Origin of the sequence: Paraburkholderia sp. GV068, from assembly GCF_003058125.1 — a bacterium.
GTDB lineage: Bacteria > Pseudomonadota > Gammaproteobacteria > Burkholderiales > Burkholderiaceae > Paraburkholderia > Paraburkholderia graminis.
Map to the genome: position 1 here is coordinate 76,281 of NZ_QBUB01000009.1, position 25,766 is coordinate 102,046.

General features: G+C 64.1%; 22 protein-coding genes and 3 pseudogenes. 16 read left to right on the forward strand and 9 right to left on the reverse strand.

The genetic code is table 11. The features are described 5' to 3' along the window. Positions 1-5: 5 nt before the first annotated feature. Positions 6-950 carry a glycosyltransferase family 2 protein gene (locus tag C8K18_RS19165; protein WP_107708867.1) on the forward strand — a complete coding sequence of 315 codons (945 nt, stop codon included), beginning with the start codon at positions 6-8 and terminating at the stop codon, positions 948-950. 39 nt (positions 951-989) lie between these two features. Here C8K18_RS19165 and C8K18_RS19170 read toward each other — a convergent pair whose 3' ends face one another. Continuing rightward, entirely contained in the window at positions 990-3,671 is a 2,682-nt protein-coding gene (locus C8K18_RS19170) for an ATP-binding cassette domain-containing protein (protein WP_107708869.1), read from the reverse strand. A 485-nt stretch (positions 3,672-4,156) separates the two neighbouring features. Between C8K18_RS19170 and C8K18_RS19175 the strand changes: the two genes are divergently transcribed. The 8 genes from C8K18_RS19175 (at position 4,157) to C8K18_RS19210 (ending at position 13,463) form a co-directional block, all read left to right on the forward strand. Beyond that, a complete protein-coding gene (locus C8K18_RS19175) occupies positions 4,157-5,455 on the forward strand; it encodes a glycosyltransferase family 1 protein (protein WP_107708871.1) in 1,299 nt (432 codons plus the stop codon). A 107-nt stretch (positions 5,456-5,562) separates the two neighbouring features. Further along, complete coding sequence (locus tag C8K18_RS19180; RefSeq protein WP_053859471.1) at positions 5,563-6,168, forward strand: HAD-IIIA family hydrolase; 606 nt, start codon at positions 5,563-5,565, stop codon at positions 6,166-6,168. Beyond that, on the forward strand, positions 6,165-7,454 hold the full coding sequence (waaF, locus tag C8K18_RS19185; protein WP_029966274.1) for a lipopolysaccharide heptosyltransferase II: 1,290 nt from the start codon (positions 6,165-6,167) through the stop codon (positions 7,452-7,454). The genes C8K18_RS19180 and waaF overlap by 4 nt, the downstream gene beginning before the upstream one ends. Before the next feature lie 25 nt (positions 7,455-7,479). Beyond that, entirely contained in the window at positions 7,480-9,225 is a 1,746-nt protein-coding gene (locus C8K18_RS19190) for a carbamoyltransferase C-terminal domain-containing protein (protein WP_006049342.1), read from the forward strand. Continuing rightward, positions 9,222-10,301 (forward strand): glycosyltransferase family 2 protein, encoded by a 1,080-nt coding sequence (locus tag C8K18_RS19195; protein ID WP_107708873.1) that lies wholly within the window; start codon positions 9,222-9,224, stop codon positions 10,299-10,301. Before C8K18_RS19190 ends, C8K18_RS19195 begins: the two co-directional genes overlap by 4 nt. Beyond that, positions 10,298-11,437: a glycosyltransferase family 9 protein gene (locus C8K18_RS19200; RefSeq protein WP_107708875.1), complete on the forward strand. Its 1,140-nt coding sequence runs from the start codon at positions 10,298-10,300 to the stop codon at positions 11,435-11,437. Before C8K18_RS19195 ends, C8K18_RS19200 begins: the two co-directional genes overlap by 4 nt. Beyond that, positions 11,427-12,383 carry a glycosyltransferase family 4 protein gene (locus C8K18_RS19205; protein WP_029966280.1) on the forward strand — a complete coding sequence of 319 codons (957 nt, stop codon included), beginning with the start codon at positions 11,427-11,429 and terminating at the stop codon, positions 12,381-12,383. Before C8K18_RS19200 ends, C8K18_RS19205 begins: the two co-directional genes overlap by 11 nt. A gap of 48 nt (positions 12,384-12,431) precedes the next feature. Further along, entirely contained in the window at positions 12,432-13,463 is a 1,032-nt protein-coding gene (locus C8K18_RS19210) for a UDP-glucuronic acid decarboxylase family protein (protein ID WP_107708877.1), read from the forward strand. On the opposite strand, the gene C8K18_RS19215 is transcribed toward C8K18_RS19210, so the two are convergent. After that, on the reverse strand, positions 13,442-15,211 hold the full coding sequence (locus C8K18_RS19215; RefSeq protein ID WP_107708879.1) for an ATP-dependent DNA helicase RecQ: 1,770 nt from the start codon (positions 15,209-15,211) through the stop codon (positions 13,442-13,444). The genes C8K18_RS19210 and C8K18_RS19215 overlap by 22 nt on opposite strands. Before the next feature lie 233 nt (positions 15,212-15,444). Between C8K18_RS19215 and C8K18_RS19220 the strand changes: the two genes are divergently transcribed. After that, positions 15,445-15,702 (forward strand): hypothetical protein, encoded by a 258-nt coding sequence (locus tag C8K18_RS19220; RefSeq protein ID WP_029966284.1) that lies wholly within the window; start codon positions 15,445-15,447, stop codon positions 15,700-15,702. Between the two features lie 168 nt (positions 15,703-15,870). On the opposite strand, the gene C8K18_RS19225 is transcribed toward C8K18_RS19220, so the two are convergent. The 6 genes from C8K18_RS19225 to C8K18_RS19250 form a co-directional block, all read right to left on the reverse strand. Further along, on the reverse strand, positions 15,871-16,482 hold the full coding sequence (locus tag C8K18_RS19225) for a hypothetical protein (RefSeq protein ID WP_006049335.1): 612 nt from the start codon (positions 16,480-16,482) through the stop codon (positions 15,871-15,873). A 104-nt stretch (positions 16,483-16,586) separates the two neighbouring features. Then, positions 16,587-17,756 (reverse strand): zinc-dependent alcohol dehydrogenase, encoded by a 1,170-nt coding sequence (locus C8K18_RS19230; RefSeq protein WP_006049334.1) that lies wholly within the window; start codon positions 17,754-17,756, stop codon positions 16,587-16,589. Between the two features lie 170 nt (positions 17,757-17,926). Then, on the reverse strand, positions 17,927-18,232 hold the full coding sequence (locus C8K18_RS19235) for a hypothetical protein (RefSeq protein WP_006049333.1): 306 nt from the start codon (positions 18,230-18,232) through the stop codon (positions 17,927-17,929). Beyond that, positions 18,229-18,603, reverse strand: a complete 375-nt coding sequence (locus C8K18_RS19240) for a phage holin family protein (protein WP_006049332.1) — start codon at positions 18,601-18,603, stop codon at positions 18,229-18,231. The genes C8K18_RS19235 and C8K18_RS19240 overlap by 4 nt, the downstream gene beginning before the upstream one ends. Before the next feature lie 116 nt (positions 18,604-18,719). Beyond that, entirely contained in the window at positions 18,720-19,004 is a 285-nt protein-coding gene (locus C8K18_RS19245; RefSeq protein WP_006049331.1) for a CsbD family protein, read from the reverse strand. Between the two features lie 492 nt (positions 19,005-19,496). Further along, positions 19,497-19,709, reverse strand: a complete 213-nt coding sequence (locus tag C8K18_RS19250; RefSeq protein ID WP_006049330.1) for a hypothetical protein — start codon at positions 19,707-19,709, stop codon at positions 19,497-19,499. A 372-nt stretch (positions 19,710-20,081) separates the two neighbouring features. Between C8K18_RS19250 and C8K18_RS19255 the strand changes: the two genes are divergently transcribed. From C8K18_RS19255 to C8K18_RS34140, 3 genes and pseudogenes are all read left to right on the forward strand, one after another. Beyond that, entirely contained in the window at positions 20,082-22,136 is a 2,055-nt protein-coding gene (locus C8K18_RS19255) for a TonB-dependent siderophore receptor (RefSeq protein ID WP_053859480.1), read from the forward strand. A 1-nt stretch (position 22,137) separates the two neighbouring features. After that, on the forward strand, positions 22,138-22,668 hold the full coding sequence (locus C8K18_RS19260; protein WP_107708881.1) for a YfiR family protein: 531 nt from the start codon (positions 22,138-22,140) through the stop codon (positions 22,666-22,668). A gap of 62 nt (positions 22,669-22,730) precedes the next feature. Further along, positions 22,731-23,720, forward strand: a pseudogene (locus tag C8K18_RS34140) (diguanylate cyclase domain-containing protein); the annotation flags it as partial. On the opposite strand, the pseudogene C8K18_RS34145 reads toward C8K18_RS34140, so the two are convergent. Then, positions 23,710-23,760 (reverse strand): annotated as a pseudogene (locus C8K18_RS34145) (hypothetical protein); the annotation flags it as partial. The pseudogenes C8K18_RS34140 and C8K18_RS34145 overlap by 11 nt on opposite strands. A 41-nt stretch (positions 23,761-23,801) precedes the next feature. On the opposite strand from C8K18_RS34145, the pseudogene C8K18_RS34150 reads away from it, so the two are divergent. The 3 genes and pseudogenes from C8K18_RS34150 to C8K18_RS19275 form a co-directional block, all read left to right on the forward strand. Next, positions 23,802-24,608 (forward strand): annotated as a pseudogene (locus C8K18_RS34150) (putative bifunctional diguanylate cyclase/phosphodiesterase); the annotation flags it as partial. 83 nt (positions 24,609-24,691) lie between these two features. Then, entirely contained in the window at positions 24,692-25,144 is a 453-nt protein-coding gene (locus tag C8K18_RS19270) for a MarR family winged helix-turn-helix transcriptional regulator (protein ID WP_006049326.1), read from the forward strand. A 30-nt stretch (positions 25,145-25,174) separates the two neighbouring features. Beyond that, positions 25,175-25,738 (forward strand): isochorismatase family protein, encoded by a 564-nt coding sequence (locus C8K18_RS19275; RefSeq protein ID WP_107708885.1) that lies wholly within the window; start codon positions 25,175-25,177, stop codon positions 25,736-25,738. Positions 25,739-25,766: the final 28 nt, after the last annotated feature.

Genomic DNA, 25,766 nt, shown 5'->3' on the forward strand with positions numbered 1-25,766 from the left:
ACAGCATGGATAAAAAACCGCTTTCCCGGCGCATTTCGGTAGTCGTTCTGACACACAACCGCGCCGCCGAGCTTGTGGCCACCCTCGAGCGCTTACTCGCCCTTCCAGAAAATCCGCCCATCTTTGTGGCGGATAACGGCTCGAATGACAATACCGTCGCGCTGGTGAGGACGCTCTTTCCGACCGTATGCATCATTGAATGCGGAGGAAATCTCGGCGCAGCCGGGCGTAATCGCGCCGCCGAGTGCGTCGGCACCGACTATGTCGCGTTCTGCGACGACGACACCTGGTGGGAGTCGGGCTCGCTCGAACGCGCGGTGCAACTGCTCGACGCGTGGCCCAACGTGGGTGTTTTGAGCGGGCGCGTCGTGGTGGGCGAAGACAGGATCACGGACCCCATGTGCTCGGTGATGCGCGCGAGTCCGCTCGGCAGCGAGGGACTGCCGGGGCCCGCGTTAATCGGCTACATGGCGGGCGCGTGCGTATTTCGCACGTCGCTTTTCCGCGAGTTGGGCGGCTACGAGCCGCGTCTTTTCATCGGCGGAGAAGAAGAACTTGTCGCGCTCGATGTGCTCGCGTCCGGGCACGCGATTGTCTATTGCGATCAGCTGACGGTGCATCATCATCCGTCGCCGGCGCGCGATAGTACTTTGCGGCGGCGCACACTCGCGCGTAATGCTGCATGGGTCGCGTGGCTGCGCCTGCCGTGGCCGGAAGCGTGCCGCGCAACAGCGCAGGCGCTCGCCACGTTCTCGCGCGAAGGCACGCTTGCGCGCGATGGCCTCGCACTGCTGCGCGGTCTCGCGTGGGCATTGAAAAACCGCAGGCCCGTACCGCCTCAAGTACTCAACCTGCGCGAACGCGTGCACATCGGCGAACGCCAGATGGCCGCGCCTGCGCCAAGCACTCGCGCGAAGGCTACGGTTGGCAAAGCCGACGCAAGCACGTGATCTGAATCGCTTGATCCAAGCGAGCGCACCGAAAAGTTGCTACGCGCCAGTGCGCGCGGTCGCCATCGCAAGGTTGCGAATCTCGCCGATCAACTTTTGCGGTGCGACGGGTTTCGTCAAATGTGCCTGAAAACCAGCCATTTTCGCGCGCATGCGGTCTTCGGCCTGCGCGTAGCCGGTCAGTGCGATGGCCGGCACGCGGTCCTGCAACGGCAACTGGCGATCCGCTTCCAGCCGCCGCAAACGGCGCAGCACGTCATAGCCGTCTTCATCGGCGAGCACGATGTCGCATAGCAACGCATGCGGCCATTGCGTGGTCGCGGTCTGCGCGAACCAGTCCAATGCCTCCTTGCCCGACGACGCCGTGCGCACGCGTGCGCCGCTCGCCGTGAGCACCGCTTCGAGCGCGTCGAGCGCATCTTCCTGATCGTCGATCGCCATCACGAAGAGACCTTCGAGCGGCGCTGCGCCGTCGGCATCGGCAATGGGCGCCGCCGCTTGAGTGCCCGCACTCGCATCGGCCACGGGACGCAGCGGCAGCATCGCCACATACGCGAGCCGCCCGTTGAGCGGCATCAGCGTGAAGCTGCCGCCGGCAGCGGACAGCGCTTCTTCCATATGACGCGCCGCTGCCTGCGACAATTCGGCGGGCTTCTCGCTCATGCCGAGCACCGTCACCCAGACCTGATTGTTATGCCGCTCGACGCGCAACTCGATGCGCTGCCCGGGCCTCGCGTGCTCGATCTCGTTGCGGCACAAGTCGGCGATCAGCGGTTGCAGCACGCTCGGGTCGCCCGTCACGCGCAGATCGTTGTCGCTGATCTGCGGGTACAAGGTCACACGCCGCGCCGCGATTTCGTCGTGCAGCGCATCGATCACGCCGGCCATCAGCGCGGCGAGACTGACCGATTGCGCGGTGAGCTTGCGCTGCGCGTGCTCGAGTTCGCCCTGCTGCCATTGCAGCGACCACATCTTCGCGTAGACGCCGTCGCGCGCGAGCAGTTCGCGATGCGTGCCCTGCTCGACCACGCGGCCATGCTCCATCACGAGAATCCAGTCGGCGTCGACCACGGTCGAGAGCCGGTGCGCGATCACAATCGACGTGCGGCCTTGCGCGAGCCGCGTCAACTCGGTTTGTATCGCGCGCTCCGAACGCGTGTCGAGCGCTGACGTCGCTTCATCGAACACGATGATGCGCGGGTCCTTCAGAATCGCGCGCGCAATCGCAATGCGCTGCCGCTCGCCGCCGGAGAGCCGCACACCGCGCTCGCCGACGCGCGTGTCGTAATGATCCGGCAATCGTTCGATGAATTCGTCGAGTTGCGCCGCGCGCGCCGCCCGCACCACGTCCGCACGCGTGGCGGAAGGCCGCCCATACGCGATGTTGTATGCGATCGTCTCGTTGAACAGCACCGTGTCCTGGGGCACGATGCCGATCGCCTCGCGCAGACTCTTCTGCGTGACCTGGCCGATGTCCTGTCCGTCGATGCGTATCGTGCCGCTCGTCGGCTGATAAAGGCGAAACAGCAGCTTCACGAGCGTCGATTTTCCGGAGCCGCTTCCGCCCACTATCGCGAGCGTCTTGCCAGGATACGCATGAAAGTCGACGTCGCGCAGAATCTGCCGCGCCGCGTCGTAGCCAAAGTCCACATGCTCGAACGAGATCTGTCCGGCGCTCACGATCAGCGGTTTCGCGGCCGGCTCGTCAATATCCTCGCCGACACGCCCACGCGCGGCGAGTATCTCGAACATGCGCTCGACATTCACCATCGCGTCGTTGGTCTCGCGAAACACGAAGCCGAGCGTGTTGAGCGGCATGCAGATCTGGATGATGTACGCATTCACCAGAATCAGATCGCCGACGCTCATGCTCCCCGCCACCACATGCTGCGCCGCGAGCAGCATGATCGCGCCGATACCGAACGCGATCACCGCGCTCTGACCGACATGCAACGCGGTCAGCGCACGCTGATTCGCGGTTCTCGCGTGCACCCACTTGTCGAGCACGGCGGAAAGGCGCTGCGTTTCGGTGTCTTCGGTGGCGAAATATTTGACGGTGTCGTAATTGAGCAGACTGTCCACAAGCCGGCCATCGGACTGCGCCTCGAGCGCATTCACCGCGCGCTGGAACGCGACGCGCCGCCGCGTGAAGATGAATGTATAGACCGCATAGCAGACGAAGGTCGCGGCAATCGCGATCATGAACTCGCGCGCGTAGTTGTGAACCATGATCGCGACAATCGTGACGATTTCGAACGCGGTCGGCACGATCGTAAAGAGCGCTACGCCAAGCAGAAAACCGATGCCGTCAGCGCCCTTCTGCACATCGCGCACGATTGCGCCCGTCTCGCGCTTCGTGTGAAAACGCGCACTCATGCGGTGCAGATGCGCGAAGGTGCGCTCGGTGAATGCGGCGACCGTGCGCTGCGTCACGATGCTGAACACCACGTCGCGCGCTTCGTTCAACGCGTCGCCGAGAAAACGCAGCAACGCATACGTCAATACGAGAAACACCGGAAAGAACGCCTGCGCGACCGGGTGCCCCAATTCGTCGACGACATGCTTGAGCACGAGCGGTATCAGCACGGTCGCGAGCTTTGCCGAGATCATCAGCAGCAACGCGGCGAGCGTCTGGTTGCGGTAGCGCCAGACCGCGCGCGTCAGGTCGGCGGCAATACGGCGGGTCAACTGGGAACGGGGCAGCGTGGCGGGGTTCGGCATGAGGTCCCTGAGAGAGCCGCCGCAGCAATGACGCTGCAACGGGCATTAGATTCCACTATGCGGATTCACAAAGCGGCGCGACGAAAAACGCGGCATGTCGAGTCGCGCGCCGAGGCCAGTGACGAGCAAACGATGCGCCCGCCGTCGGACAAAACTTAGCACACGCGAGACCGCGACGACAGGCGCGATTCTTCTCGCATCGCAGAGAAAAAAATTCGCGCTTCTCCAGGAAGTACTACTCGAAATTACATGACGGGTTGTAGAAAAAGGGAACGCCACACCGCTTCTCTCCCGCGAAAAAGGGAACGCTACAGCGCTTCTCCGCACCCACTGTCGGATCAACGTTTCTTGCGCGCCTTGCCGCGCATAGGCACACCACATGCTGTGGCCGGGTAACAGCGTCGTATCGGCGGAAATTGCATAAGAGTGCTCAGCAAACCGCGCGATGCCCGCCCTGCTAATGCCTATCTCGCGAAGGAATGTCAATGAAGATCGCCCTCATCAGTGAACACGCCTCGCCCCTCGCCGTCGCCGGAGGCGTCGACAGCGGAGGACAAAACATTTACGTCGCGAACGTCGCGCGTGAACTCACGGAGATGGGCCATCAAGTGGATGTGTTCACGCGGCGCGACCGCGCGCTGCTGCCGCTCATCTCCGACATGGACGGCGTGCGCGTGCTCCATGTGCCGGCAGGGCCGCCGATGCAGTTGCCGAAAGAACGGCTGCTGCCTTTCATGGACGAGTTCGCCGCGTTTCTGATCGAGTTCTTCCGCGGAGAGAAGACGCCGTATGACGTGATGCACGCGAACTTCTTCATGTCGGGCCTCGCGGCATTGAAAGTGAAAGCGGCGCTCGGCGTGCCGCTCGTTACGACGTTCCACGCACTCGGCCGCGTGCGCCGGATACATCAGGGCGCGAACGACGGCTTTCCCGATGAGCGCTTCGCGATCGAAGACGACCTTGTCGCGCAGTCCGACGTGGTGATCGCCGAATGTCCACAAGACGAGGCCGATCTGATCGAGCATTACCGGGCCGACCCCGCGCGCATTCAGACCGTGCCGTGCGGCTTCGACGCCGACGAGTTTCATCCGATGGACCGCGCCACTGCCCGCGAAGCACTCGGCTGGCAGCAGGATCAGTTCACCGTGCTGCAACTCGGACGCCTCGTGGAACGCAAGGGCATCGACAACGTCGTGCGTGGCGTCGGCGTGCTGAAGCAAGCCTTCAGCGCGTCGGCCGAGCTGTACATCGTGGGCGGCAATTCGGATGCGCCGAATGAAAAGGCCACGCCGGAAATCGCGCGCTTGCGCGGCATCGCGCGCGACTGCGGCGTCACCGGCCAGACTCACTTCGTCGGGCGGCGCGGGCGCGCGCAATTGCGCTACTTCTATAGCGCCGCCGACGTCTTCGTGACGACGCCGTGGTACGAGCCGTTCGGTATCACGCCGGTCGAAGCAATGGCGTGCGGCACGCCGGTGATCGGCGCGGACGTCGGCGGAATCCGCTATTCGGTGGCGGACGGCATCACCGGGTTCCTCGTGCCGCCGCGCGATCCGGCTGCGCTGGCCGCGCGTCTCGACCAGTTGCGGCGCGACCCCGCGCTCGCTCGCCGGATGGGCGAAGCGGGCCTTGAACGCGCACGCAAGGAGTTCACGTGGCGCGGCGTGGGCGAAGCGCTCGCGCAAATCTATATGCGCACGGCGCGGCTCGTGCCGGCAAAGACCGCGGAAGAAGAACGCGTGGAGGTTCGCGTGCGCGCGGCGGCCGGCGCGTCGTTCCGCTAGAACGCCGCGTCGTCGCAGCGCTATCAGCGCAGCCTGTTTCGTCGAGCCGGGGCGGACGCACTGTCCGTTTCCGGCGAATCGCTTACGTTTTCGGCACCGCCATCATCATGCTGCAACCCGCTGTGTTTCTCGACAAGGACGGCACGCTGCTCGACGACGTGCCGTACAACATCGACCCTTCGCTGATGCGCCTCGCACCCGGCGCTCGCGAAGCGTTGACGCTGCTCGCGAGCCAGCCGTTCGCGCTGTTCGTGATCAGCAATCAGTCGGGCGTCGCGCTCGGCAAGTTTCAGCGCGCGGCGTTAAAGGAGGTGGAAGCCGAACTCGCGCGCATGTTCAGCGAATGCGGCGCGACGCTCGCCGGCGCTTACTGGTGCCCGCATCATCCGGACGGCACGGTCGCGCCCTACGCGACCGCCTGCGATTGCCGCAAGCCTGCGCCCGGACTGCTGCTGCGCGCGGCGCGCGAGCATCGGCTGGATCTCGCGCGAAGCTGGTTCATCGGCGACATTCTCGACGACGTGGAAGCGGGCAATCGCGCCGGATGCCGCACGATTCTGCTCGACAACGGCCACGAGACCGAGTGGATAGAAGGCCCGCAGCGCGTGCCCGGCGCGCGCGCCGCTGATTTGTATGAGGCTGCGCAGATCGTCGCGCGCAGTGTCGAAGCGGTATCGCGGCCCGCGCCCGCCGGCGAGGAAACCGCTCGATGAACGCGCCGCTCCTCATCGCCCAGCCGACACTCGCGCACGCTCGCGTGCCCGACAGTCCGCAGCTCGCGCATTGGGGCGAGGACATCAAGCGGATTCTGTGCGTGCGGCTCGACAACCTCGGCGACGTGCTGATGACCACGCCCGCGCTGCACGCGTTGCGCGAGTCGGGCCCCGGCCGTCATATCACGTTGCTCGGCTCGCGCAGCGGCGCCGCGCTCGCGCCGTATCTGGACGATGTCGACGACGTGATCGAATACGAAGCGCCGTGGGTCGCGAATCCAGCCGCGAGTTCGCGCTCGCTCGCCGACGATCAGCGCATGCAGGAGCGCTTGCGGCACGGCGGCTTCGACGCGGCCGTGATCTTCACCGTCTACAGTCAGAGCCCGTTGCCCGCTGCGATGCTGTGTTATCTCGCGGGCATTCCGCGGCGGCTCGCGCATTGCCGCGAGAATCCCTATGCGTTGCTCAGCGACTGGCTGCGCGAACCGGAGCCGCAGCAGCGCACGCGTCATGAGGTGGAGCGGCAACTCGATCTCGTGCGCCAGGTCGGCGCACAAGCGCCCGATACGCGGATGCGCTTCGCTGTGCGGGATTCGGATAGGCGCGCGCTTGCGAAGCAGCTTGCGGCACGCGGCGTGCATAGTGACGCGAAAAGCCGCGCAAATGGCAGCACCCAACACCGCGCCCCGTGGATCGTATTGCACCCAGGCGCAACGGCCGCATCGCGCCGCTATCCGCCGGAGCGCTTCGGCCAGGTGGCCACGCGCCTCGCCACGGAAACCGGCGCACCTATCCTGATCACCGGCAGCGCGAGCGAGCGTCCGTTGGTCGATGCAGTGATCGCGGCGGCCGCGCCTCGCGTTCGCGCGCAACTGCACGATATGAGCGGGGCGCTGTCGCTCGGCGAACTCGCGGCGCTGATCGAGCGCGCCAGCGTGCTGGTGTCGAATAACAGCGGACCGGTCCATCTTGCGTCCGCGCTTGCCACGCCCGTCGTCGATCTTTACGCGCTGACGAATCCGCAGCACACGCCGTGGCAGACGCCGCATCGCGTGCTGTTTCGCGATGTCGAATGCCGCTGGTGCTATCGCAGCGAGTGTCCGCAACATCATCACGCGTGTCTGCTCGGCGTGACGCCCGGCGAAGTCGTGACAGCCGCGCTGGAGTTGCGCGCCGAAGCGCAGTCACACGCGCCGTCTGCGCGCCGTGCTTCCGACAACCCACCCAATGCCCACCACGAAAGCGACGCGGCACAGCCGCTCGCCAAACAACCGGTGGCGCCCTGACAACCCACTTCTACTGCGAACGCCCATGTATACACTCGGAATCAATGCCGTCTATCACGACAGCGCCGCAGCCATCCTGCGTGACGGCGTGGTGCTCGCCGCCGCCGAAGACGAACGCTTCACGCACGTCAAACATGCGAAGCGTCCCGTGCCGTTCTCGACCTGGCAACTGCCCTTCGATGCCATCGACTACTGCCTGAAAGCCGCCGGCATCACGCTTGCCGACGTCGATCACGTTGCGTATTCGTACGACCCGAGCCTGTTCGGCGGCATGCCGAAGCAGCCGGGCGCGACCATCGAACTGCCCTTCGATCCGGCCAACACGCGCCTCACGGACCCGTCCGCATCGCCGTGGGACCCGCTCTTTCTCAGCTATATCGCGAACGCCAAAGGTCAGTTGCTCGACGGTGCGCCGCATCATCTGCGCAAGCGTTTTCAGGGCGTGGACCGCAACAACGGCTTCAAGTGGCATTTTGTCGAGCATCACCTCGCACACGAAGCGAGCGCGTTTCTCGCGGCGCCTTACGACGACACCGCCGTGCTCACGATGGACGGCCGCGGCGAAGGCGTGACGACCAGCATGGGCCAATTCGTCGACGGCGAATATACGCGGTTGAAACAGGTCGAGTTGCCGCACTCGCTCGGCCTGCTCTATGAAGCCGTGACCGACTGGCTCGGCTTTCTGCATTCGTCGGACGAGTACAAGGTGATGGCGCTCGCGTCGTACGGCAAGCCGGAATATGTCGATGTGTTCCGCGACATCGTGCGCTATCGCGGCGACGGCAGCTATACGGTCGACGCGCCGCGCCTCGTCAAGCGCTTTGGACCGGCGCGCGAACGCGGCGGCCCGCTTGAGCAGCGCCACTTCGACATCGCGCATTCGTTGCAGCGCGTGCTCGAGGAAACCGTGCTGCAACTCGCCGGCTGGCTGCATGAGAAGACTGGCTTGAGCAAGCTCAGCATGGCGGGCGGCGTGGCGCTGAACTGCGTGATGAATTCGAAGCTGCGCGACGCTGGCCCGTTCGACGACGTATGGGTGCAACCCGCCGCGGGCGATGCGGGCACCGCGCTCGGCGCGGCGCTGTGGATCGACTATCGCGAACGCAGCGAGCGCGGCGACCGCAAGCGTCACTGGACGATGGACCATGCGTACCTCGGCCCCGAGTATCCGGAAGAGGAAATCGAACAGTTCCTGAAATGGTCGAAGGTTCCCTATCGGCGGCTTGACGACATTGCCGGCGAAACCGCCGACCTGCTCGCGAGCGGCAAGGTGATCGGCTGGTATCAGGGCCGCACGGAATTCGGTCCGCGCGCGCTCGGCGCACGGTCGATTCTCGCGTCGCCCGTCGATCCGCACATGCAGGCGAAGCTCAACGAGATCAAGGACCGCGAGGACTTTCGGCCAGTCGCGCCGGTCGTCATGGAAGAGCATGCAAGCGAATGGTTCGTGAACGGCAAGGTCGCGCCGTTCATGCTGTTCGTGTTCGACGTGCACGCCGACAAGGCCGCGCGCATTCCGGCCGTGCGCCATGTCGACGGCACCGCGCGCGTGCAGACCGTGAACCGTTCGCAGCATCCGCTCTATTACGATCTGCTCGCCGCATTCAACCAACGCACCGGCGTGCCGATTCTCGTCAACACGTCGTTCAATACGCGCGGTGAGCCGATGGTGAATTCGCCGCGCGACGCGGTCGAATCGTTCTGGACCTCGCCGCTCGACGCGCTCGTGATCGGCCCGTTTCTCGTCGAGAAAGCGAGGGATAGCGCATGAGTCCATCCGCTACGGGACCGATGGACGTAACAGGCGGCTTCAGTCGTTCGCATGACGAGGCGGAGCCGATCGCCGCGGGCTATCCGGGTGCGCTGCTCGCGCACCTCGATGTGTCCGTGGTGGTGCCGACTTACCGGCGGCCCGACATGCTGGCGGCGTGCCTTCGCGCGTTGACCGAGCAGGACTTTCCTGTCGACCGCTATGAAATCGTGGTCTGCGACGACGGCCCCGACGAAGCGACGCGCGCCTGCGTCGCTCACATTGCGGCCGAGCAGGCGAAGCGCGGGCTCACGGTGCGCTATGTGCCGGTCACTCGCACGCAAGGTCCGGCCGGCGCGCGCAATGCGGGCTGGCAGCAGGCGCGCTCGCCGGTGATCGCCTTCACCGACGACGACACGCTGCCCGATCCGCACTGGCTGCAAGAAGGGCTCACGGCGATTCGCCAGGGCGCGGCGGCCGCCGCGGGCAGAATCGTCGTGCCGCTGCCCGCCGTGCCGACCGACTACGAAGCTGATGCAAGCGGACTCGAACGCGCCGAATTCGCAACCGCCAATGTATTCGTCGCCCGGAGCTTTCTGACGATGACGGGCGGCTTCGACGAACGGTTTACATCAGCGTGGCGCGAGGACTCCGACCTGCAGTTCGCGCTGCTGCAAGCGGGCGGCAAGATCGTGCGCGCGAACGAGGCGGTCGTCGTGCATCCCGTGCGGCCGGCGCGTTGGGGAGTCAGCATTTCGCAGCAAAAGAAAAGCCAGTTCGACGCGCTGCTGTACAAGAAGCACCCCGAACTGTTCAAGGCGCGGATTCGCTCGTCGCCTCCTTTTCTCTATTACCTGATTCTGTGCGCCGCATTGGCCGCGCTGATCGGCGTCGTGCTCGGAGACACGACCACCATGACGCTCGGCTTTGTCGCATGGCTCGCGCTGACGGCCTACTTCTGCGCGATACGCCTGCGCGGACGGGACCGCGGTTTGCGGCACATCGCCGAAATGGCGTGGACGTCGATTCCGATTCCGTTCCTTTCGATCTACTGGCGGCTTTACGGCGCCGTACGTTACAAGGTGCTCTTTCTATGAATGCAGGCCCGTTCATCGCGTCACTCGCACCGCGGCGCATCGCCGTTTTTCGTGCGCTGCAACTCGGCGACATGCTCTGCGCGGTGCCGGCTTTGCGGGCGCTGCGCGCGGCTGCGCCGCACGCGCATATCGCGCTGATCGGTCTGCCGTGGGCGCAATCGTTTGTCGAACGTTACGCGGATCTGGTCGATGAGCTGATCGTTTTTCCGGGCGCCGAAGGCTTTCCCGAGCAGCGCGAATCGAACGACGGCCTGCCCGCGTTTTATGAACGGATGCGCGCGCAACGTTTCGATCTCGCGATCCAGTTGCACGGCAGCGGCGGCATTGCGAACGATCTGCTGCTTCAGTTCGGCGCGCGCGCTTATGCAGGCTTCGTGCAGCCGGACGAGCCGCCGCGCGATGGCGTGTTCATCGGCTGGCCCGACGATTTGCCGGAGCCCGAGCGCTATCTTGCGTTGATGAGCGCGCTTGGCGCCGACACCACCGAGCGGCACTTGTCGTTTCCGCTGAGCGATCGCGATGGCGACGAATATGCGTCGCTCGTCGCCGCACACGGTATCGAAGCACAGCGTCTCGTGCTCGTTCATCCTGGTGCGCAATTGCCCTCGCGCCGCTGGCCCGCTGCGCGTTTCGCCGAAGTCGCGGACCGCCTCGCCGCCGACGGCTGGCAAATCGCGATCACGGGAACCGCGGCTGAAGCGTCGCTCACCGGCGCGGTGCTCGGCGCCATGACCGCGCCCGCGTTGCACCTGGCCGGCGCGACGTCGCTCGGCGGATTGGCGGCGCTCGTCGCGCATGCGCGGCTCGTGGTCTGCAACGACACGGGCATTTCGCATATCGCCGCGGCTGTGGCGACCGCGTCGGTGGTGATTGCATCGGGCAGCGACACACGGCGCTGGGCGCCGCTCGACCACGCGCGGCATCGCGTGCTCGCCGACTATCCGCCGTGCCGTCCGTGCATGTTCCGCGAGTGCCCGTACGGCCATCCTTGCGCGCTGAATATCGGCGTCGAGCGCGTGGTCGAGACGGCACGCGCGCAACTGGCCGAGGTTCACGGCGCCCGTCCCGCCGGTCCGTACGCGTTGCATACACAGACCGGAAGCGGGCCCTTCGAGGAGTTGCATCATGCTGCGTAACTGCCGCCGTCTGCGTGTGCTGACATGGCACGTCCACGGCAACTATCTGTACTACCTGACTCAGGCGCCGCACGACTTCTATCTGGTCACGAAGCCGGGCCATCCGCCCGGCTATGCAGGCAAGGTCGGCGTGCTGCCGTGGGGCGACAACGTCCACGAAATCAATGCGGACGACGTGCCCGATCAGGAATTCGACGTGATCCTGTATCAGCACAAAACGCACTGGGAATACGACCGCGAGCATGTGTTGAGCGAGGCGCAACGGCGCCTGCCGCGCGTCTATATCGAGCACGATCCGCCGCAGGAAAACCCGTTCCAGCAATGGCATTGGGTGGACGACCCGGACACGCTGCTGGTCCACGTCACCCACTTCAACCGGCTGATGTGGGATTGCGGCGTGACCCCGACGCGCGTGATCGAACACGGCGTGGTGGTGCCGGAAGGCGTGCGCTACAGCGGCGAACTCGAACGCGGCATTGTCGTCGTCAATCATCTGGCGCAGCGCGGAAGGCGGCTTGGCGCCGACGTGTTCGCCGATCTGCGCACGCGTGTGCCGCTCGATCTCGTCGGCATGGATGCCGAGCGGCTGGATGGTATCGGCGAAGTCGGCAATCTGGATCTCGCCGCGTTCAGCGCGCGCTATCGCTTCTTCTTCAATCCGATTCGCTGGACGAGCCTCGGTCTCGCGATTGTCGAGGCAATGACGATCGGCATGCCGATCATCGGCCTCGCGACCACCGAACTCGCGACGGTGATTCGCAACGGCGAAAACGGCTTCGTGCATACGGATGTGAATGCGCTCGAAGACGCGATGCACGAGTTGCTGCGCGACCCGGCGGAAGCACGGCGTCTGGGCGAAGGCGCGCGGCGCACCGCGCTCGAGCGCTTCCACATAGACCGTTTCGCGCAGGACTGGCACGAAGCGTTGCTGCACGTTACCGCATGAGCGGCGCGTCTTGACACTTTCGCCGAATCATCATAAGGACGACGCAACATGAAAGAACTTACCCGCAAGCGGATTCTCGTCACAGGCGGCGCCGGCTTTCTCGGCTCGCACCTGTGCGAGCGGCTCGTGACGCAGGGCCATGACGTGCTGTGCGTGGATAACTTCTACACCGGCACGAAGGACAACATCGCGCATCTGCTGGACTGCCCGAACTTCGAGCTGATGCGTCACGACGTGACATTTCCGCTTTATGTCGAAGTCGACCAGATCTACAACCTCGCGTGTCCCGCATCGCCGATTCATTATCAGCACGATCCGGTGCAAACAACCAAGACGAGCGTGCACGGCGCGATCAACATGCTCGGCCTCGCGAAGCGCGTGAAGGCGAGGATTTTTCAGGCGTCGACGAGCGAAGTGTATGGCGATGCCCTCGTGCATCCGCAGAAAGAAGACTACTGGGGCCATGTAAATCCGATCGGCCCGCGCTCGTGCTACGACGAAGGCAAGCGCTGCGCCGAAACGCTTTTCATGGACTACCGGCGCCAGCATGGCCTGTCGATCCGCATCGCGCGAATCTTCAATACGTATGGGCCGCGCATGCATCCCGCCGATGGCCGTGTGGTGTCGAACTTCATGATGCAGGCGCTGCGCGGCGAGCCGATCACGCTCTATGGCGACGGCTCGCAAACGCGTTCGTTCTGTTACGTGGACGACATGATCGACGCGTTTATCCGCCTGATGAATTCCGCCGACGACCCAGGCGGTCCGGTCAATCTCGGCAATCCGCACGAAGTCAGCATGCGCGAGATCGCGCAACGGATCGTCGCGATCACGGGCTCCAATTCGCCGCTCGAATTGCATCCGTTGCCGACCGACGATCCGTGGCATCGGCAGCCGGATATTTCGCGCGCGCGCGAGTTGCTCGGCTGGCAACCGCAAACCTCGCTCGACGACGGTCTGCAGCACACCGCGCGTTACTTCCGCGCGCGAATCCAGGCGAGTTCGGAGGCGGGTTCAGAAGCGGGTTCAGAAGCGGGCGCGCCAAGCGCGCCCGCGGCTCAGCGTCCGGCCCTCACATAGCTCGCGAGAAAGGTGCGCGTGCTGCCGTCGGGGAACTGCACGGCCACCTGTTCGCCGCTCGCGAGCGCGACCTCGCCTGCGCCGTAACGCGGCACGCGTACTGCATCGCCCGGCGCCCAGACGCGCGGTTTGACTGGGTCGCTTCTCTTACGCGGCGCTTCCTTGTCCGCTGACGTTGCGCCAGCAACGATCGCGTCGGGCGCGACGTCGATTTGCGGCGGACGCACGCAGTTATCACACACGCCGCAGCGCTCGACGGCGGGCGTATCGCCGTAATAGTCGAGGATTGCGCGCCAGCGGCACTGGCCGGTTTGCGCATAGTCGATCATTGCCTGCAGCGTTTCCCTGTCATGCGCGCTCATCTGCTCGAATTGCGCCGCGGCTTTCGCGATGGTGTCACGCGTGGATTCACGGGCCGATTCGCGCGTGGCTTCGTGCGCGTCATGCGTTCGCAGACGATAACGGCGCTGCCGGTCGCGGCCGGCTACGCGTGCGTCGACCAGCATGTTCAGCGCGACTTCGAGCTTGCCTGCGCCGACATCGGGCAACGCATCCTTCAGCGCCTTGAGCGTCACACCCTTCGGTTCTTCGCCCACACGCGCCGCCAGCGTGTCATACACGCGTTGCGCCAGTTCGACGCTCGGGTAGCGTCCCGCAAGAAAGAACTGCTGGATGCGCTTGTCGTTCAGATCGAATAGCAGCACGCAATCGGCGGGCTCGCCATCGCGGCCCGCGCGGCCTGTCTCCTGATAGTAGGCATCGAGGCTGCCAGGTATCTGGTAATGAATCACGAAGCGTATGTCCGCTTTGTCGATGCCCATGCCGAACGCGTTCGTCGCGATCATCAAGCGGGTCGCGCCCGACATAAACTGCTCCTGCGCCTCTTCGCGCGCGGCAGCCGACATTCGGCCGTGATAGCGCGACACCGATTCGCCGGCTTCCGTCAGCCAGCCGTGAATGCGGTCGACGTCGCGCACGGTGGCCGCATACACGATGCCGGCGCCGCCGAGCGATCCGATCAGCTTCGACAGTTGCTCGCGTTTCGCGGCCATCGCGCGCGCGGCGCCGTCCTTGCCGCCTGCCGCGCTCACCTGCACGACGCGATAATGCAAATTCTCGCGATACGTCCCAGTGCGAACCACAAGCGGGTCGCGCAGCGCGAGCGAATGCACGATGTCGTCGATCACGCGCTGCGTCGCCGTTGCGGTCAACGCGAGCACGGGCGGTTGCCCGAGCGCCTTCACCGCCGCGGCGATCTCCAGAAACGCGGGACGGAAATCGTGTCCCCAATGCGACACGCAATGCGCCTCGTCGACGACCACGAGGCCGACGCGATTTTCCGGGCGCGCACGCAACGTCTCGATGAACGCCGGCTGCGCGAGACGCTCGGGCGTCACGAACACAATGCCGCTGTCACCCGCTGCAATGCGTTGCAGCGCCTCGCGCTCGGCGCGGCTTTTCAACGTGCTGTTCACCAGCGTGCAGTCGATGCCGGCCGCGAGCAGCTTGTCCGCCTGGTCCTTCATCAACGCGATCAGCGGCGACACGACGAGCGTCGTGCCTTCAAGATGCAGCGCGGGTAACTGGTAGCACAGCGATTTGCCCGCGCCGGTGGGCATCGTCGCAAGCGTGTCGCGATGTTGCAATACGCTGCGGATGATGTCCTCCTGCCCCGTGCGCAAACGCGCGATGCCGAACATGTCGCGCATGGTCTTGCGCATGCTGCGAAGCCGTTGGTCGACTGTCATGGTTATGAAGAAGCGTCCTTGCAGGCGTTGCCGCCCGCGGTGAGGTGAAGGATGAATTGCCGCTCGTTTTCGGCGACCTGCGGTGCACGGTTGCAGTGCCTTTTAGCCGCCGAGCAATTAGCGTGCAGCACCCTTTCTTCTATGCGTTGCGGCGAGCGCGCCGCGGGTATCGCGTTTGCTCGATTCCCGATGTGCATCGACGAATGCGTGAACCCAACCGAAAGGAGAAAGCGATGAATCAGGAACCGTCCGATCCCGTCGAACGCGCGGACCAGCGGCGTGAAGAACTCGGCGATGGCGATGTGAAAGTGAATCCCGACGGCAAAGTCGAACAGCGTCCGCATGGAAGCATGGACGCCACGCTACTTGCGAAGGACAAGGATCATCCGTCGGAAGGGCCGTACACGCCCGAGCACGATCACGTCGATCCGGATCTCGAACCCGGCGGCGCGAAAGGGCATCCGACCAGTAAGGATGATTTGTCCGCGTGAATTCGCGCGAGTTGCGTTGGGTTGCGTTGGGTTGCGGGCGAAAGTACGCCCGCAATTAGCGCGGCAGTAAGCAACAAATAGAGTCAGGCGGCCAGCATCACGCCGCCGGACAGCCGGCCGGGCGAAGCGTACCGCCGCACTGCCGGTACGCTTCCCGCACTCACTTACTCATGCGCCGTTCGTCGCGCTACCCGTGCGTCCAACATTCGCCTGCGCCGCTGACTGCCCGCTGCGCGTGTACGGCGCCAGCGCATCGGGCGCGCGCATATCGCGTGGCGTTTCGAAGTCCGCGAGCGCGGCGCCGCGCATTTCCTCCGCCGACTTCGCAAAGCCCGTGCGATCGCTGTAGTCGACCGAAGGCAGACGCGGCGCGGCGGCCGCGCTTTTCGCCGCATACACATCGAGCGCGGTGACGCATGCGACGTTGACGGCCGCGACGGTCGCGCGTTGCCGGTCGCGCGCGCTCCACTTGTTCGACGACAGCGCCAGCGTGCCGAGATCGAGTGCATCGCCGCCGACACGCGCCCACAAGAACGGCCGCGGATTGCGCGACGCAAGAATGCCGACGCCGCACGCAAGCTCGCGCAATCCATAGAAACGCACTGCCCCCGGTCCCGCATTCACACCGGCGGCGCGCGCCATCATGCGCGGCGCAACCAGTTCCGCGATGCCCAGCGCAATGCTGAACCACGCCAGACCGCGCGCGACGGAATCCGGCTGCGGCAGCTTTTCCTTCAGCGCGCGAACGCCCTCCTGCTTCGACTCGTTACGTGAATCCATTTGCATCACCTTCGTGTGTTGGGCCGCGATCGATCGACGCGGCTCAGGTAGTCAAAAAGTGCAGCACGCTTTGCATGGTCAATAGAAAAACAACGGCATGAACATCAAGGCTTCAGCACGACCTTGATGCAGCCGTCTTCCTTGTCGCGAAACGTCTTGTACATGCGCGGGCCTTCATCGAGCGAGACCGTATGCGTGATTACGAACGACGGATCGATCTGGCCTTGCTGAATTCGCCGCAACAGGTCGTCGGTCCAGCGGTTGACGTGCGTTTGTCCCATGCGCCACGTGAGGCCCTTGTTCATCGACGCACCGAACGGAATCTTGTCGAGCAGCCCGCCGTACACGCCGGGCACCGACAACGTGCCGGCAGGACGGCAAACGTAGATCATTTCGCGCAGCACATGCGGTCGATCGGTTTCGAGCATCACGGCCTGCTTCGCGCGGTCGTACATGGAGTCGAGCGAGCGCGTGGCGTGCGATTCCATGCCGACGGCGTCGATACATTTTTCTGGGCCCTTGCCGCCCGTCAGTTCCTTCAATCGCTCGAGCACGCTCTCGGCCTTGAAGTCGATCGTGACCGCGCCGCCCGCGCGCGCCATCGAAAGACGCTCGGGCACGCAGTCGATCGCGATCACCTGTTTGGCGCCAAGCAGCACGGCGCTGCGGATCGCCATTTGCCCGACCGGACCCGCGCCCCAGATCGCAACGGTGTCCGTCGGTTCAATATCGCATTGCACTGCCGCTTGCCAGCCGGTCGGAAAGATGTCGCCGAGAAAAAGCACCTGCTCGTCGGTGAGGCCGTCCGGAATCTTGACGTGCGTTTTGTCCGCGAAGGGCACGCGCACGAACTCCGCCTGGCCGCCGGGATAACCGCCCGTCAGATGCGTGTAGCCGAAGAGGCCCGCTGTGGTGTGGCCGAACATCTTGTCGGCGATGTCCTTGTTGCGGTTCGTGCGCTCGCACACCGAGAAGTTGCCGCGCCGGCACTGATCGCATTCGCCGCAAATGATCGTGAACGGTACGACGATGCGGTCGCCGACCTTCAGCGCCGTGTTTTCCTTGCCGACTTCGACGACCTCGCCCATGAATTCGTGGCCCATGATGTCGCCGGATTCCATGCCGGGCATGAAGCCGTCGTACAGATGCAGATCGGAGCCGCATATCGCGCAACTCGACACCTTGATGATCGCGTCGCGCGGATGTTCGATCTTCGGATCGGGCACGGTGTCGCACCGGATGTCTTTCTTGCCATGCCAGCTAAGCGCCTTCATAAAGTCCTCCACACTGTAGGGTTCATCGGCTCGCGGCTGCATTGCCCACATGGGCGCCTTGCGAACATTGCGACATTGCGCATGAAACGCGCCGCGCGCTGCGTCACGCGATAGTTGCTACATCGCGCGTGTAAATTCGCGGCGCGGACATCGCAGCGCCGCACGGTGCGCTAGTGTTGAAACACGCTTCGCGCAGACCTGGTGAGCCATGCCATCACGCTCGTTCGCGCGAGCGTTCCGATCGCCTTGCGCGGTCCGAGCAGCGCCGCGGCGACACCGGCCGCGAGCAGGAGCGCCACGTACGGCGTGTCGGCGAGCGAGCTCATGACGTTGACGGCCGGCAAGCCGCCCTTGATTGGATGACGCGACGGTGTGCGCAGCGCGAGATTCGCGGACAGCAACTGCGCGCGCGACATGGCCATGCGCTCGAGAATGATCACGCGATGTTGCTGATGCCGAAGCGGATCGTGTTTCATTTCAGGGCATCCTTCAGGGCTTCGAGGTCGCTCGACATTTCGTCGCGCAGAACGTGCAACGGCTCGGCGGGCTTTTGCGTCTTCATCATCGCGAAGGTCGCAATGGAGATGAGGAGCCACGCCGCCGCGACGCCCCACGCGACTGCAACCACGTACGGCGTATTCCACGCCGAGACGATGATGGCCACGCATAGAAACGAGAGGGTGAACATGGCGGCGACTGCCAGCACGACCATCGCGATGACCTCGCGTACGAGCCGCGCTTTGGCCTCGTCGAGCTCCAGCGCCAGAAGCTCGGCGTAGTCGACTGCCCGACTGGAACAGAAGCGCGCCACGTTGCGCCACTGGCTGACTCTGCTATGTATCGACATCGTGTATCTCCCGCCGCAATGCCGTCACGCGCGCTCGCCGCCGGATGTGCCGGGCGGCGAGCGCTTCATCGCAACGATGCAATCGACTCTGTGCCAACCGTGTCTTACGACCGTTTCTAACGGTAATCCCTGTCGTCGCGGTAATCGCGTGCGGTCGACGAACGCAGCGCGCCGAGTATGAAGCCCGCCGCCACCGCAATCGCGAGTGCGGTGAACGGCCGCTCGGTGGTCGTCTCGCGCACGACGTCGGTGAGATCGGCCCATACCTGTTGAGCCTTGCCGCTCAACTCGCGCGCGGTGCCGGCCATTTGCGTGCCGGTGTCGCCGAGCATGTCGCCCGCCGTCTGCTCGAGCTTGCCGCCGATTTCCTTTACCGTGCCTTCCACTTTTCCTGTTTCCATGTCTGCTCTCCGTGGTTTGTGCGCACAAGCGCGCACTGCGCTGCCGCGCTGCCGGAGCTCCGGCATGCGTTGCCGTCACGCCGCAAGAAGCAGGCCGCGTGAACGGATCTTCGACACTCGACGGATAGCGGCGCGCTCGCGCGGCGAATCGCATCGGCGCGCGACGGAGAACAATGGAGAAGAGAGCGAGGAATGAAGAAGTAAAAAGCGGAGAAGCAGAAGCGGACAAGCAAAAGCTGAGAAGCAGAAGCGAAGAAGTAGAAGCGAAGAAGTAGAAGCGGCGCAGTCAGCGCGAGCATGACAGACGCATTGAACGCGCGCCGTCACGCGAACGCGCTGGCGCATCGTGGAGAAAATCGTGGACAAAAGCCTCACGAACTCGCTGCTACATTAATGTATGCACTCGCGCAACCAGGGCAGTTCACGAGGCGCGACTATGCATGCGAGCCGCGCGGGTTGAAACCGCGCGTGAATAAACCGCTAACGACAGGGTTAACCCGGCGGCAACGCGCCGTTGAGTATGCGCTGCAAGGTGTCGATCTTGCGAAGATGCACGCCCCATAGCTGGCCGGCGTCCTTGATACGGCGCAGCCGATCGTGCCAGTAGCTGAGTGGAAATGCCGAGTTCTCGCGCGCACTCGCATGCGAGCGCAGCAGAACGTGTTCGATATGGGCGAGATCGCGTTCGATCATCGCCTGTCGCATGGAGCCGAGCGCTCCGTTGGAGAAGGTCTGTCGCATGGAAGTAGCAGGCGGCGGTAAAAGCACCCAACTAGCAAAGCGCGTGCCGCGGGACCGCGATTAACCGGTCCAATCCCGCCGAAATCCATGCGGGGCGCGCTATTCCTCTTTAGCAAGCAGGCGCCGCGACCTCGCTTTCTTGCGTCAACGAGTCGTAGAAAAACGCCTTCGTCCATGCCCCTTTTTACAATCGACGCCTGCGCGAAAGAACACCGCGCGCGCCGCAATTCGCCCCGTCGCAAGCCGCCTTCTGATTCAAGCTTCCCCGCCGCGAGCCGATAACAAAAAGGTGACGATCCATTTTTGAGGAGCGTTCTCCAGATCAATTCGGCTGTCATGGCTCCCATTACGCGCGCTTCCTATTCCGCTTGCTATTCCCTCACGCACCGCCTGGTCGTTTATTCGGTCGCCGGGCTGGCGACGCTTTGTTCGCCGGCCGCTTTCGCCGACAACGAGCCGGCCGCGAGCGGAACGTCGGTGTCGGACACGGCCGAGCTGGCTGCGATGCCACTGGAGGCGCTGATGCAGGTCACGGTCAACACCGCGTCGCGTTTCGATCAGTCCGTCACCGACGCGCCGGCTGCGGTCGTCGTGCTCACCGCCGAGGACATCCGTGAGTTCGGCTGGCGCACGCTCGCCGATGCGCTCGCGTCGCTGCCAGGTCTCTATGTGACGAACGATCGCTCGTACCAATACCTCGGTGCGCGCGGCTTCCAGCGCCCCGGCGATTACAACAGCCGGTTCCTGCTGCTGATCGACGGCATTCGCACGAACGACGGCGTGTACGGTCAGGCGCCGATCGGCTCGGACTTTCCGCTCGACATGGATCTCGTCAAGCGCATCGAGTACGTGCCGGGTCCAGGTTCGTCGATGTACGGCGCGAACGCGCTGTTCGGCGTCATCAACGTCATCACGAAGAGCGGCAGCGATCTGGCCGGCGCGGAAGCCGCGGTCGCGGCGGGCAGCTTCGGCGAAAAGAAGGCGCGTGCGTCATACGGCTGGCATGGCGCGCATGGGGCCGACATTCTGCTGTCGGCAACCGCATATGGACGAAACGGAGAGGACTTGTATTACCCGGAATTCGACACGCCGGATCAGAACCACGGCGTTGCGCACCGGCTCGACTACGACCGCGCGCAGGACTTTCTCGCGCGCGCCGCTTATGGCGATTTCCGGTTCAGCTTCATCTACGGAAATCGCACCAAGGGTATTCCCGATGCGCCATACGGCGCCGTGTTCAACGCGCCGTTCAGCGTGTCGGACACGCATAGCTATGCGGATCTCACGTATCAGCATGCGTTGTCCGATGGCGTGATGCTGGCATCGCAGCTTTACTGGGGCCGCTACGATTACCGGATGCCGGCGATCGACGGTCCCGCGCCGTACGTGGTGAACATCGATGGAAGCCATGCGCTGTGGTACGGCGCCGACGTGCACGCGACCATCTCGTCGCTTGCGAAACATCGCATCGTGGTCGGCGCCGACTTCGCGAGAGACGCGCGCCTTAACCAGTACAACTACAACGTCGACCCGTACTCGCAAATGCTCGACGACCATCACAGCGGCAATCGCGCCGGCGTCTATGTCGAAGACGAAATCACGCTGCCCTGGAACTTCACGCTGAACGCGGGCTTGCGTTACGACCAGCAGACGTCCGCGGGCGGCAACCTGAGCCCGCGTATCGGACTCATCTACAAGCTGACTCCACGCGATACGTTCAAGCTGCTATACGGTCAGGCCTATCGCGCGCCGAACGCGTATGAAATGTACTACGCGATAAGCGGCCCGGATGGCCAGTTGGGAAACCGGTCATTGAAGGCGGAGCACATCGCGACCACCGAACTCGTCTATGAAAGAGCGCTGTTCACGACGGCGCGCGCAACGCTTTCGCTGTTCCAGTACGACGCGCGCGATCTGATCAGCCAGACGCTCGATGAATCGTCCGGGCTCTTCATTTTTCGCAACGTAAGCCGCGCGAGCGCGCGCGGCGCCGAACTCGCCTATGAACAGCGCGTCGCGGGCGCGCGCGTGCGCGCGAGCTATTCCTACCAGATAGCTCACGACTCGAACACCGGCGCTTCGCTGCAAAACTCGCCGCGCCATCTCGGCAAGCTCAATCTCGCCGTGCCGTTCTTCGCCAACGCATTGATGACCGGACTCGAGGTGCAATGCACGTCGTCCCGTCTCGCCGCGGCCGGCGACGCCGGCGGCTTCTGCCTTGCGAACCTGACGCTCAGTTCGCGCCGCCTGGTTCGCGGGGCCGATCTGTCGTTCTCCATTTATAACCTGACCGATAAACGATACGCCGACCCAGTGGGCCCCGGCTTTACACAGGAGACAGTTGCGCAGCAAGGCCGGACTTTCCTCTTCAAGGCCGTCTACGGGTTCTGACATGGATCGCGTTCGCATCCAGATCATTGCGGCGTCCCTGATATTTGCGTCGCCGGTCATCGTGCAGACCTCCGTCGACGCGCAAGTGGACTTGCCGGCGCTCGAGGCCGCCTACATCTTCAACTTCGCGCAGTTTACGGACTGGCCCGCGGGCCGTCCCGCCGACAACGTACTGTCGATCTGCGTGGACCCGGAGAGCCCGCTCGGCCAGGCGCTCGCGCGACTCGACGGCAAGCACGGCGGCAAACAGGCGTGGCGGGTTCGTCCGTTGCCGCGCGGGGAGAAGGTTGGCGATTGCCAGCTCGCGGTACTGACGGCGAGCACGGCATTGAGCGCGGCAGTCAAGGCGCTGCTCGCTTCGGACGCACCCGTGGTGATCGTCAGCGAAGCGGACACGGCCGACCAGGGATGGGTGATCCGCCTCGTGCGCGAAGGCGATCACCTGAAGTTCGACATCAACGTTACCGAGGCTTCACGCCGGCGCATCACGCTCAGTTCGAAACTCATGCGGCTTGCAAGGACAGTGCTATGAAAAGTTTCCCGGTCTTGCGCCGGTTTGCATGGCCTCGCGAACACGTCAACCTCGTCGGCGTGATGATTGCGCTGCTGATTTCCAGCGTCGTGCTGCTGGTCTATCAGGCGCTTTCGCTGCGCACGTCGTTGACCAACGACGTCAGCATGCAGGCGTCCGTGCTCGCGGAAAATCTGACTGCATCCGCGATGTTCGGCGACCGCGACGCCACCGCCGAAGTGCTCGGCTCGCTGCGCAAGGTGCCGCATGTGGAAAGCGCGACCGTCTATACGCCCGACGGCGAACTGTTCGTGCGCTATACGCGCCCCGGCCTGAGCCGCAGCGAATCGGAAGAAGGCACGCTCGCCAATGTCGGCAGTTCGCCGCGTCTTTCGCTGGAAGATATTTTCGTCGCGGCGCCGATTATTCATAACGGTCAACTGCTCGGCAGCATCGTGATCGTCGCGACCACCGAAGCGATAAAAATGCAGCTTGCGCAATACGGCTGCTTTCTCGTCGGCGCTTCGCTGTGTTCGGTGTGGATCGCCTCGCTCGTGATGCGGCGCATGCGCGAGCGCGTGTCGCGCGCGGAAAAGGACCTGGAATATCTTGCATCGACGGACCCGCTCACGGACCTGCCCAACCGCCGCGCGTTCTACGACGAACTGAAAGCGCGCCTGCATAAAGCGCACGCGGCGGACAAACGCGTCGCGCTGATGATGGTCGATCTCGACAACTTCAAGATCGTCAACGACACGCTGGGTCATGGCGCCGGCGACGAACTGCTCAAGCAGGTCGCCGACGCGTTGCGCAACGTCGTGCGGCCCAACGATCTGGTGAGCCGAATCGGCGGCGACGAATTCGCCGTGGTCATCGGACCGGACGCGAGCCGCGTTCGCGCACGCGCGACCGCGGGCCGCATCGCGCGCAACCTGTCGCGTCCGTTCATTCTGCACGGCAGCGACTCGGTGGTGACGGCAAGCGTGGGCTTCAGCGTCTATCCGGAAGATACCGGCGAAATGGCGGAACTGGTGAGCAATGCCGACATCGCGCTTTATTCCGCGAAAAGCAGGGGCAAGAGCATTGCCGTCGAGTTTCAGAGCGAGATGACAGCGGAGGCGCAGCGGCGCGCGCGCATCGAGGCGGAACTGCGCAAGGCCGTCGATCAGGACGGCTTGCAGATCGTCTATCAGCCGCAGTTCGACTGCCTGTCGGGACGGCTGCTCGGTGCGGAAGCGCTGGTGCGTTGGACCCATCCTTCGGAAGGCCCTATTTCGCCGGCTGAATTCGTGCCGATCGCGGAGAACAGCGATCTGATCGTGTCGCTGGGCCGCTGGGTGTTGTGGCGCGCATGCCGCGACGCGGCGAACTGGAATGCCGGCCGCAATGCGGGCGTGCATGTGGCCGTGAACATTTCGGCGCGCCAATTGCGGGCCGAGGGCTTCACCAACGAAGTGTGCAACGCGCTCGAAAAAAGCGGCCTGCCCGCTTCGCTGCTCGAACTCGAACTCACCGAAAGTCAATTGATGTCCAATATGTCGGTGGGCATTCAGGCGATGCAGGAACTGCGCGCGGCCGGTGTGCGCCTCTCGCTCGACGATTTCGGCACCGGTTACTCGTCGCTGTCGTATCTGCAATCGTTTCCGGTGCACAGCATCAAGATCGACCGCAGCTTTATCTGCCCATTGCCGAATGGCGGTCAGCCTATCGTCACTGCAATCATTTCGATGGCGCATAGTTTCGGGCTGCTGGTCGTCGCGGAAGGCGTCGAATATCCGGCGCAACTCGAATGGCTGTGCGATGCGCATTGCGATGTCGTTCAAGGCTTTTTGACCGGCCACCCGATGTCGCTCGAACAACTGCTCGCCATCATTCGCATGGAAGAAGACAGAGGGGAACATAAGCGCGTCGGCCGCCGCTCGCCGCTGCGGCCGCGAGCGCAACGGGCGCCTACCGCCTGAAGGTCCGCTTCAAAGCCCGCTTGACCCTCGCGATATATGAAGGTAACCTGCACAGGTAACCTTCATATATTGTTCCGGCACGCATGGCCAAAAACGATCCGCCGCTCGACACCGACTCGCTTCACGTATTGGCCGAAGACCTGCGCGTGCTGACCGGCAAGCTGCGCCGCCGTCTGCGCGAAGAAGCACACCTCGGCGACTTCACGCCTTCGCAAATACAGGTACTCGGCTTGCTCGAACGCGAGGGCCCGGCAACGGTTACCGAACTCGCGCGCGCGCACGGCATGCGTCCGCAATCCATGGGCGAGACGCTTTCGGTTCTGAAAGCCGCGGGCCTCGTGAGCGGCGCGCCCGATCCGAACGACGGCCGGCAAACCGTGCTCACTCTCACGCCGGCCTTTCGCAAGAAGATCAAGGCAAGCCGCGCCGCGCGCGAAGACTGGCTCTTTCGCACGATCCAGACGCGCTTTTCAGCGGCCGAGCAAAAGCAGCTTGCCACCGGCGTCGAATTGCTCAAACGCCTGATCGACTCGTAATCCGTCAACCTCACCGCAAGAGGAATACGTATGGCACTGACTACACTCGATGCAAAAACCGCGCTCGTCGTGATCGATTTGCAGCAAGGCATCGTGGCGATGCCCACGGCACATCCCGCCGCGGAAGTCGTCACGCACGCGGCCGCTTTGGCCGAAGCATTTCGCCGTCACGGCCTGCCGGTCGTGCTCGTCAACGTGGCGGGCGGCGCACCTGGGCGCGCGGAGCAGGCACGCCCCACCGGCAACTTTCCGCCGGGATTCACCGACCTCATGCCCGAACTGAACCGGCAAGCGTCGGATCATCTGGTCACGAAACAGACGTGGGGCGCGTTCACGAATACCGATCTCGAAGCGTATCTGCGCGAGCAAGGTGTGACGCAGATCGTGCTGGCGGGCATCTCCACCAGCATCGGCATCGAATCCACCGCGCGCTTCGCGCACGAGCTGGGGTTCAACATCGCCTTTGCCGTCGACGCGATGACCGACCTGCATCTCGACGCCCACACGAATAGCCTGACGCGAATCTTTCCGCGGCTCGGCGAAACCGGCACGACGCAGCAGGTACTCGCCATGCTGGAACAAAAGCGCGCATGAGCATGAGCTTGAGCATGCGTCGCAAGCC

Coding starts and splice junctions, on each gene's coding strand:
- C8K18_RS19230 (WP_006049334.1), bottom strand. CDS start 17,756: ATGAAGGCGCTTAGCTGGCATGGCAAGAAAGACATCCGGTGCGACACC.
- C8K18_RS19260 (WP_107708881.1), top strand. CDS start 22,138: ATGGATCGCGTTCGCATCCAGATCATTGCGGCGTCCCTGATATTTGCG.
- C8K18_RS19165 (WP_107708867.1), top strand. CDS start 6: ATGGATAAAAAACCGCTTTCCCGGCGCATTTCGGTAGTCGTTCTGACA.
- C8K18_RS19270 (WP_006049326.1), top strand. CDS start 24,692: ATGGCCAAAAACGATCCGCCGCTCGACACCGACTCGCTTCACGTATTG.
- C8K18_RS19245 (WP_006049331.1), bottom strand. CDS start 19,004: ATGGAAACAGGAAAAGTGGAAGGCACGGTAAAGGAAATCGGCGGCAAG.
- C8K18_RS19210 (WP_107708877.1), top strand. CDS start 12,432: ATGAAAGAACTTACCCGCAAGCGGATTCTCGTCACAGGCGGCGCCGGC.
- C8K18_RS19240 (WP_006049332.1), bottom strand. CDS start 18,603: ATGTCGATACATAGCAGAGTCAGCCAGTGGCGCAACGTGGCGCGCTTC.
- C8K18_RS19235 (WP_006049333.1), bottom strand. CDS start 18,232: ATGAAACACGATCCGCTTCGGCATCAGCAACATCGCGTGATCATTCTC.
- C8K18_RS19215 (WP_107708879.1), bottom strand. CDS start 15,211: ATGACAGTCGACCAACGGCTTCGCAGCATGCGCAAGACCATGCGCGAC.
- C8K18_RS19205 (WP_029966280.1), top strand. CDS start 11,427: ATGCTGCGTAACTGCCGCCGTCTGCGTGTGCTGACATGGCACGTCCAC.
- C8K18_RS19255 (WP_053859480.1), top strand. CDS start 20,082: ATGGCTCCCATTACGCGCGCTTCCTATTCCGCTTGCTATTCCCTCACG.
- C8K18_RS19175 (WP_107708871.1), top strand. CDS start 4,157: ATGAAGATCGCCCTCATCAGTGAACACGCCTCGCCCCTCGCCGTCGCC.
- C8K18_RS19190 (WP_006049342.1), top strand. CDS start 7,480: ATGTATACACTCGGAATCAATGCCGTCTATCACGACAGCGCCGCAGCC.
- C8K18_RS19200 (WP_107708875.1), top strand. CDS start 10,298: ATGAATGCAGGCCCGTTCATCGCGTCACTCGCACCGCGGCGCATCGCC.
- C8K18_RS19275 (WP_107708885.1), top strand. CDS start 25,175: ATGGCACTGACTACACTCGATGCAAAAACCGCGCTCGTCGTGATCGAT.
- C8K18_RS19250 (WP_006049330.1), bottom strand. CDS start 19,709: ATGCGACAGGCGATGATCGAACGCGATCTCGCCCATATCGAACACGTT.
- C8K18_RS19195 (WP_107708873.1), top strand. CDS start 9,222: ATGAGTCCATCCGCTACGGGACCGATGGACGTAACAGGCGGCTTCAGT.
- C8K18_RS19180 (WP_053859471.1), top strand. CDS start 5,563: ATGCTGCAACCCGCTGTGTTTCTCGACAAGGACGGCACGCTGCTCGAC.
- C8K18_RS19220 (WP_029966284.1), top strand. CDS start 15,445: ATGAATCAGGAACCGTCCGATCCCGTCGAACGCGCGGACCAGCGGCGT.
- C8K18_RS19170 (WP_107708869.1), bottom strand. CDS start 3,671: ATGCCGAACCCCGCCACGCTGCCCCGTTCCCAGTTGACCCGCCGTATT.
- waaF (WP_029966274.1), top strand. CDS start 6,165: ATGAACGCGCCGCTCCTCATCGCCCAGCCGACACTCGCGCACGCTCGC.
- C8K18_RS19225 (WP_006049335.1), bottom strand. CDS start 16,482: ATGGATTCACGTAACGAGTCGAAGCAGGAGGGCGTTCGCGCGCTGAAG.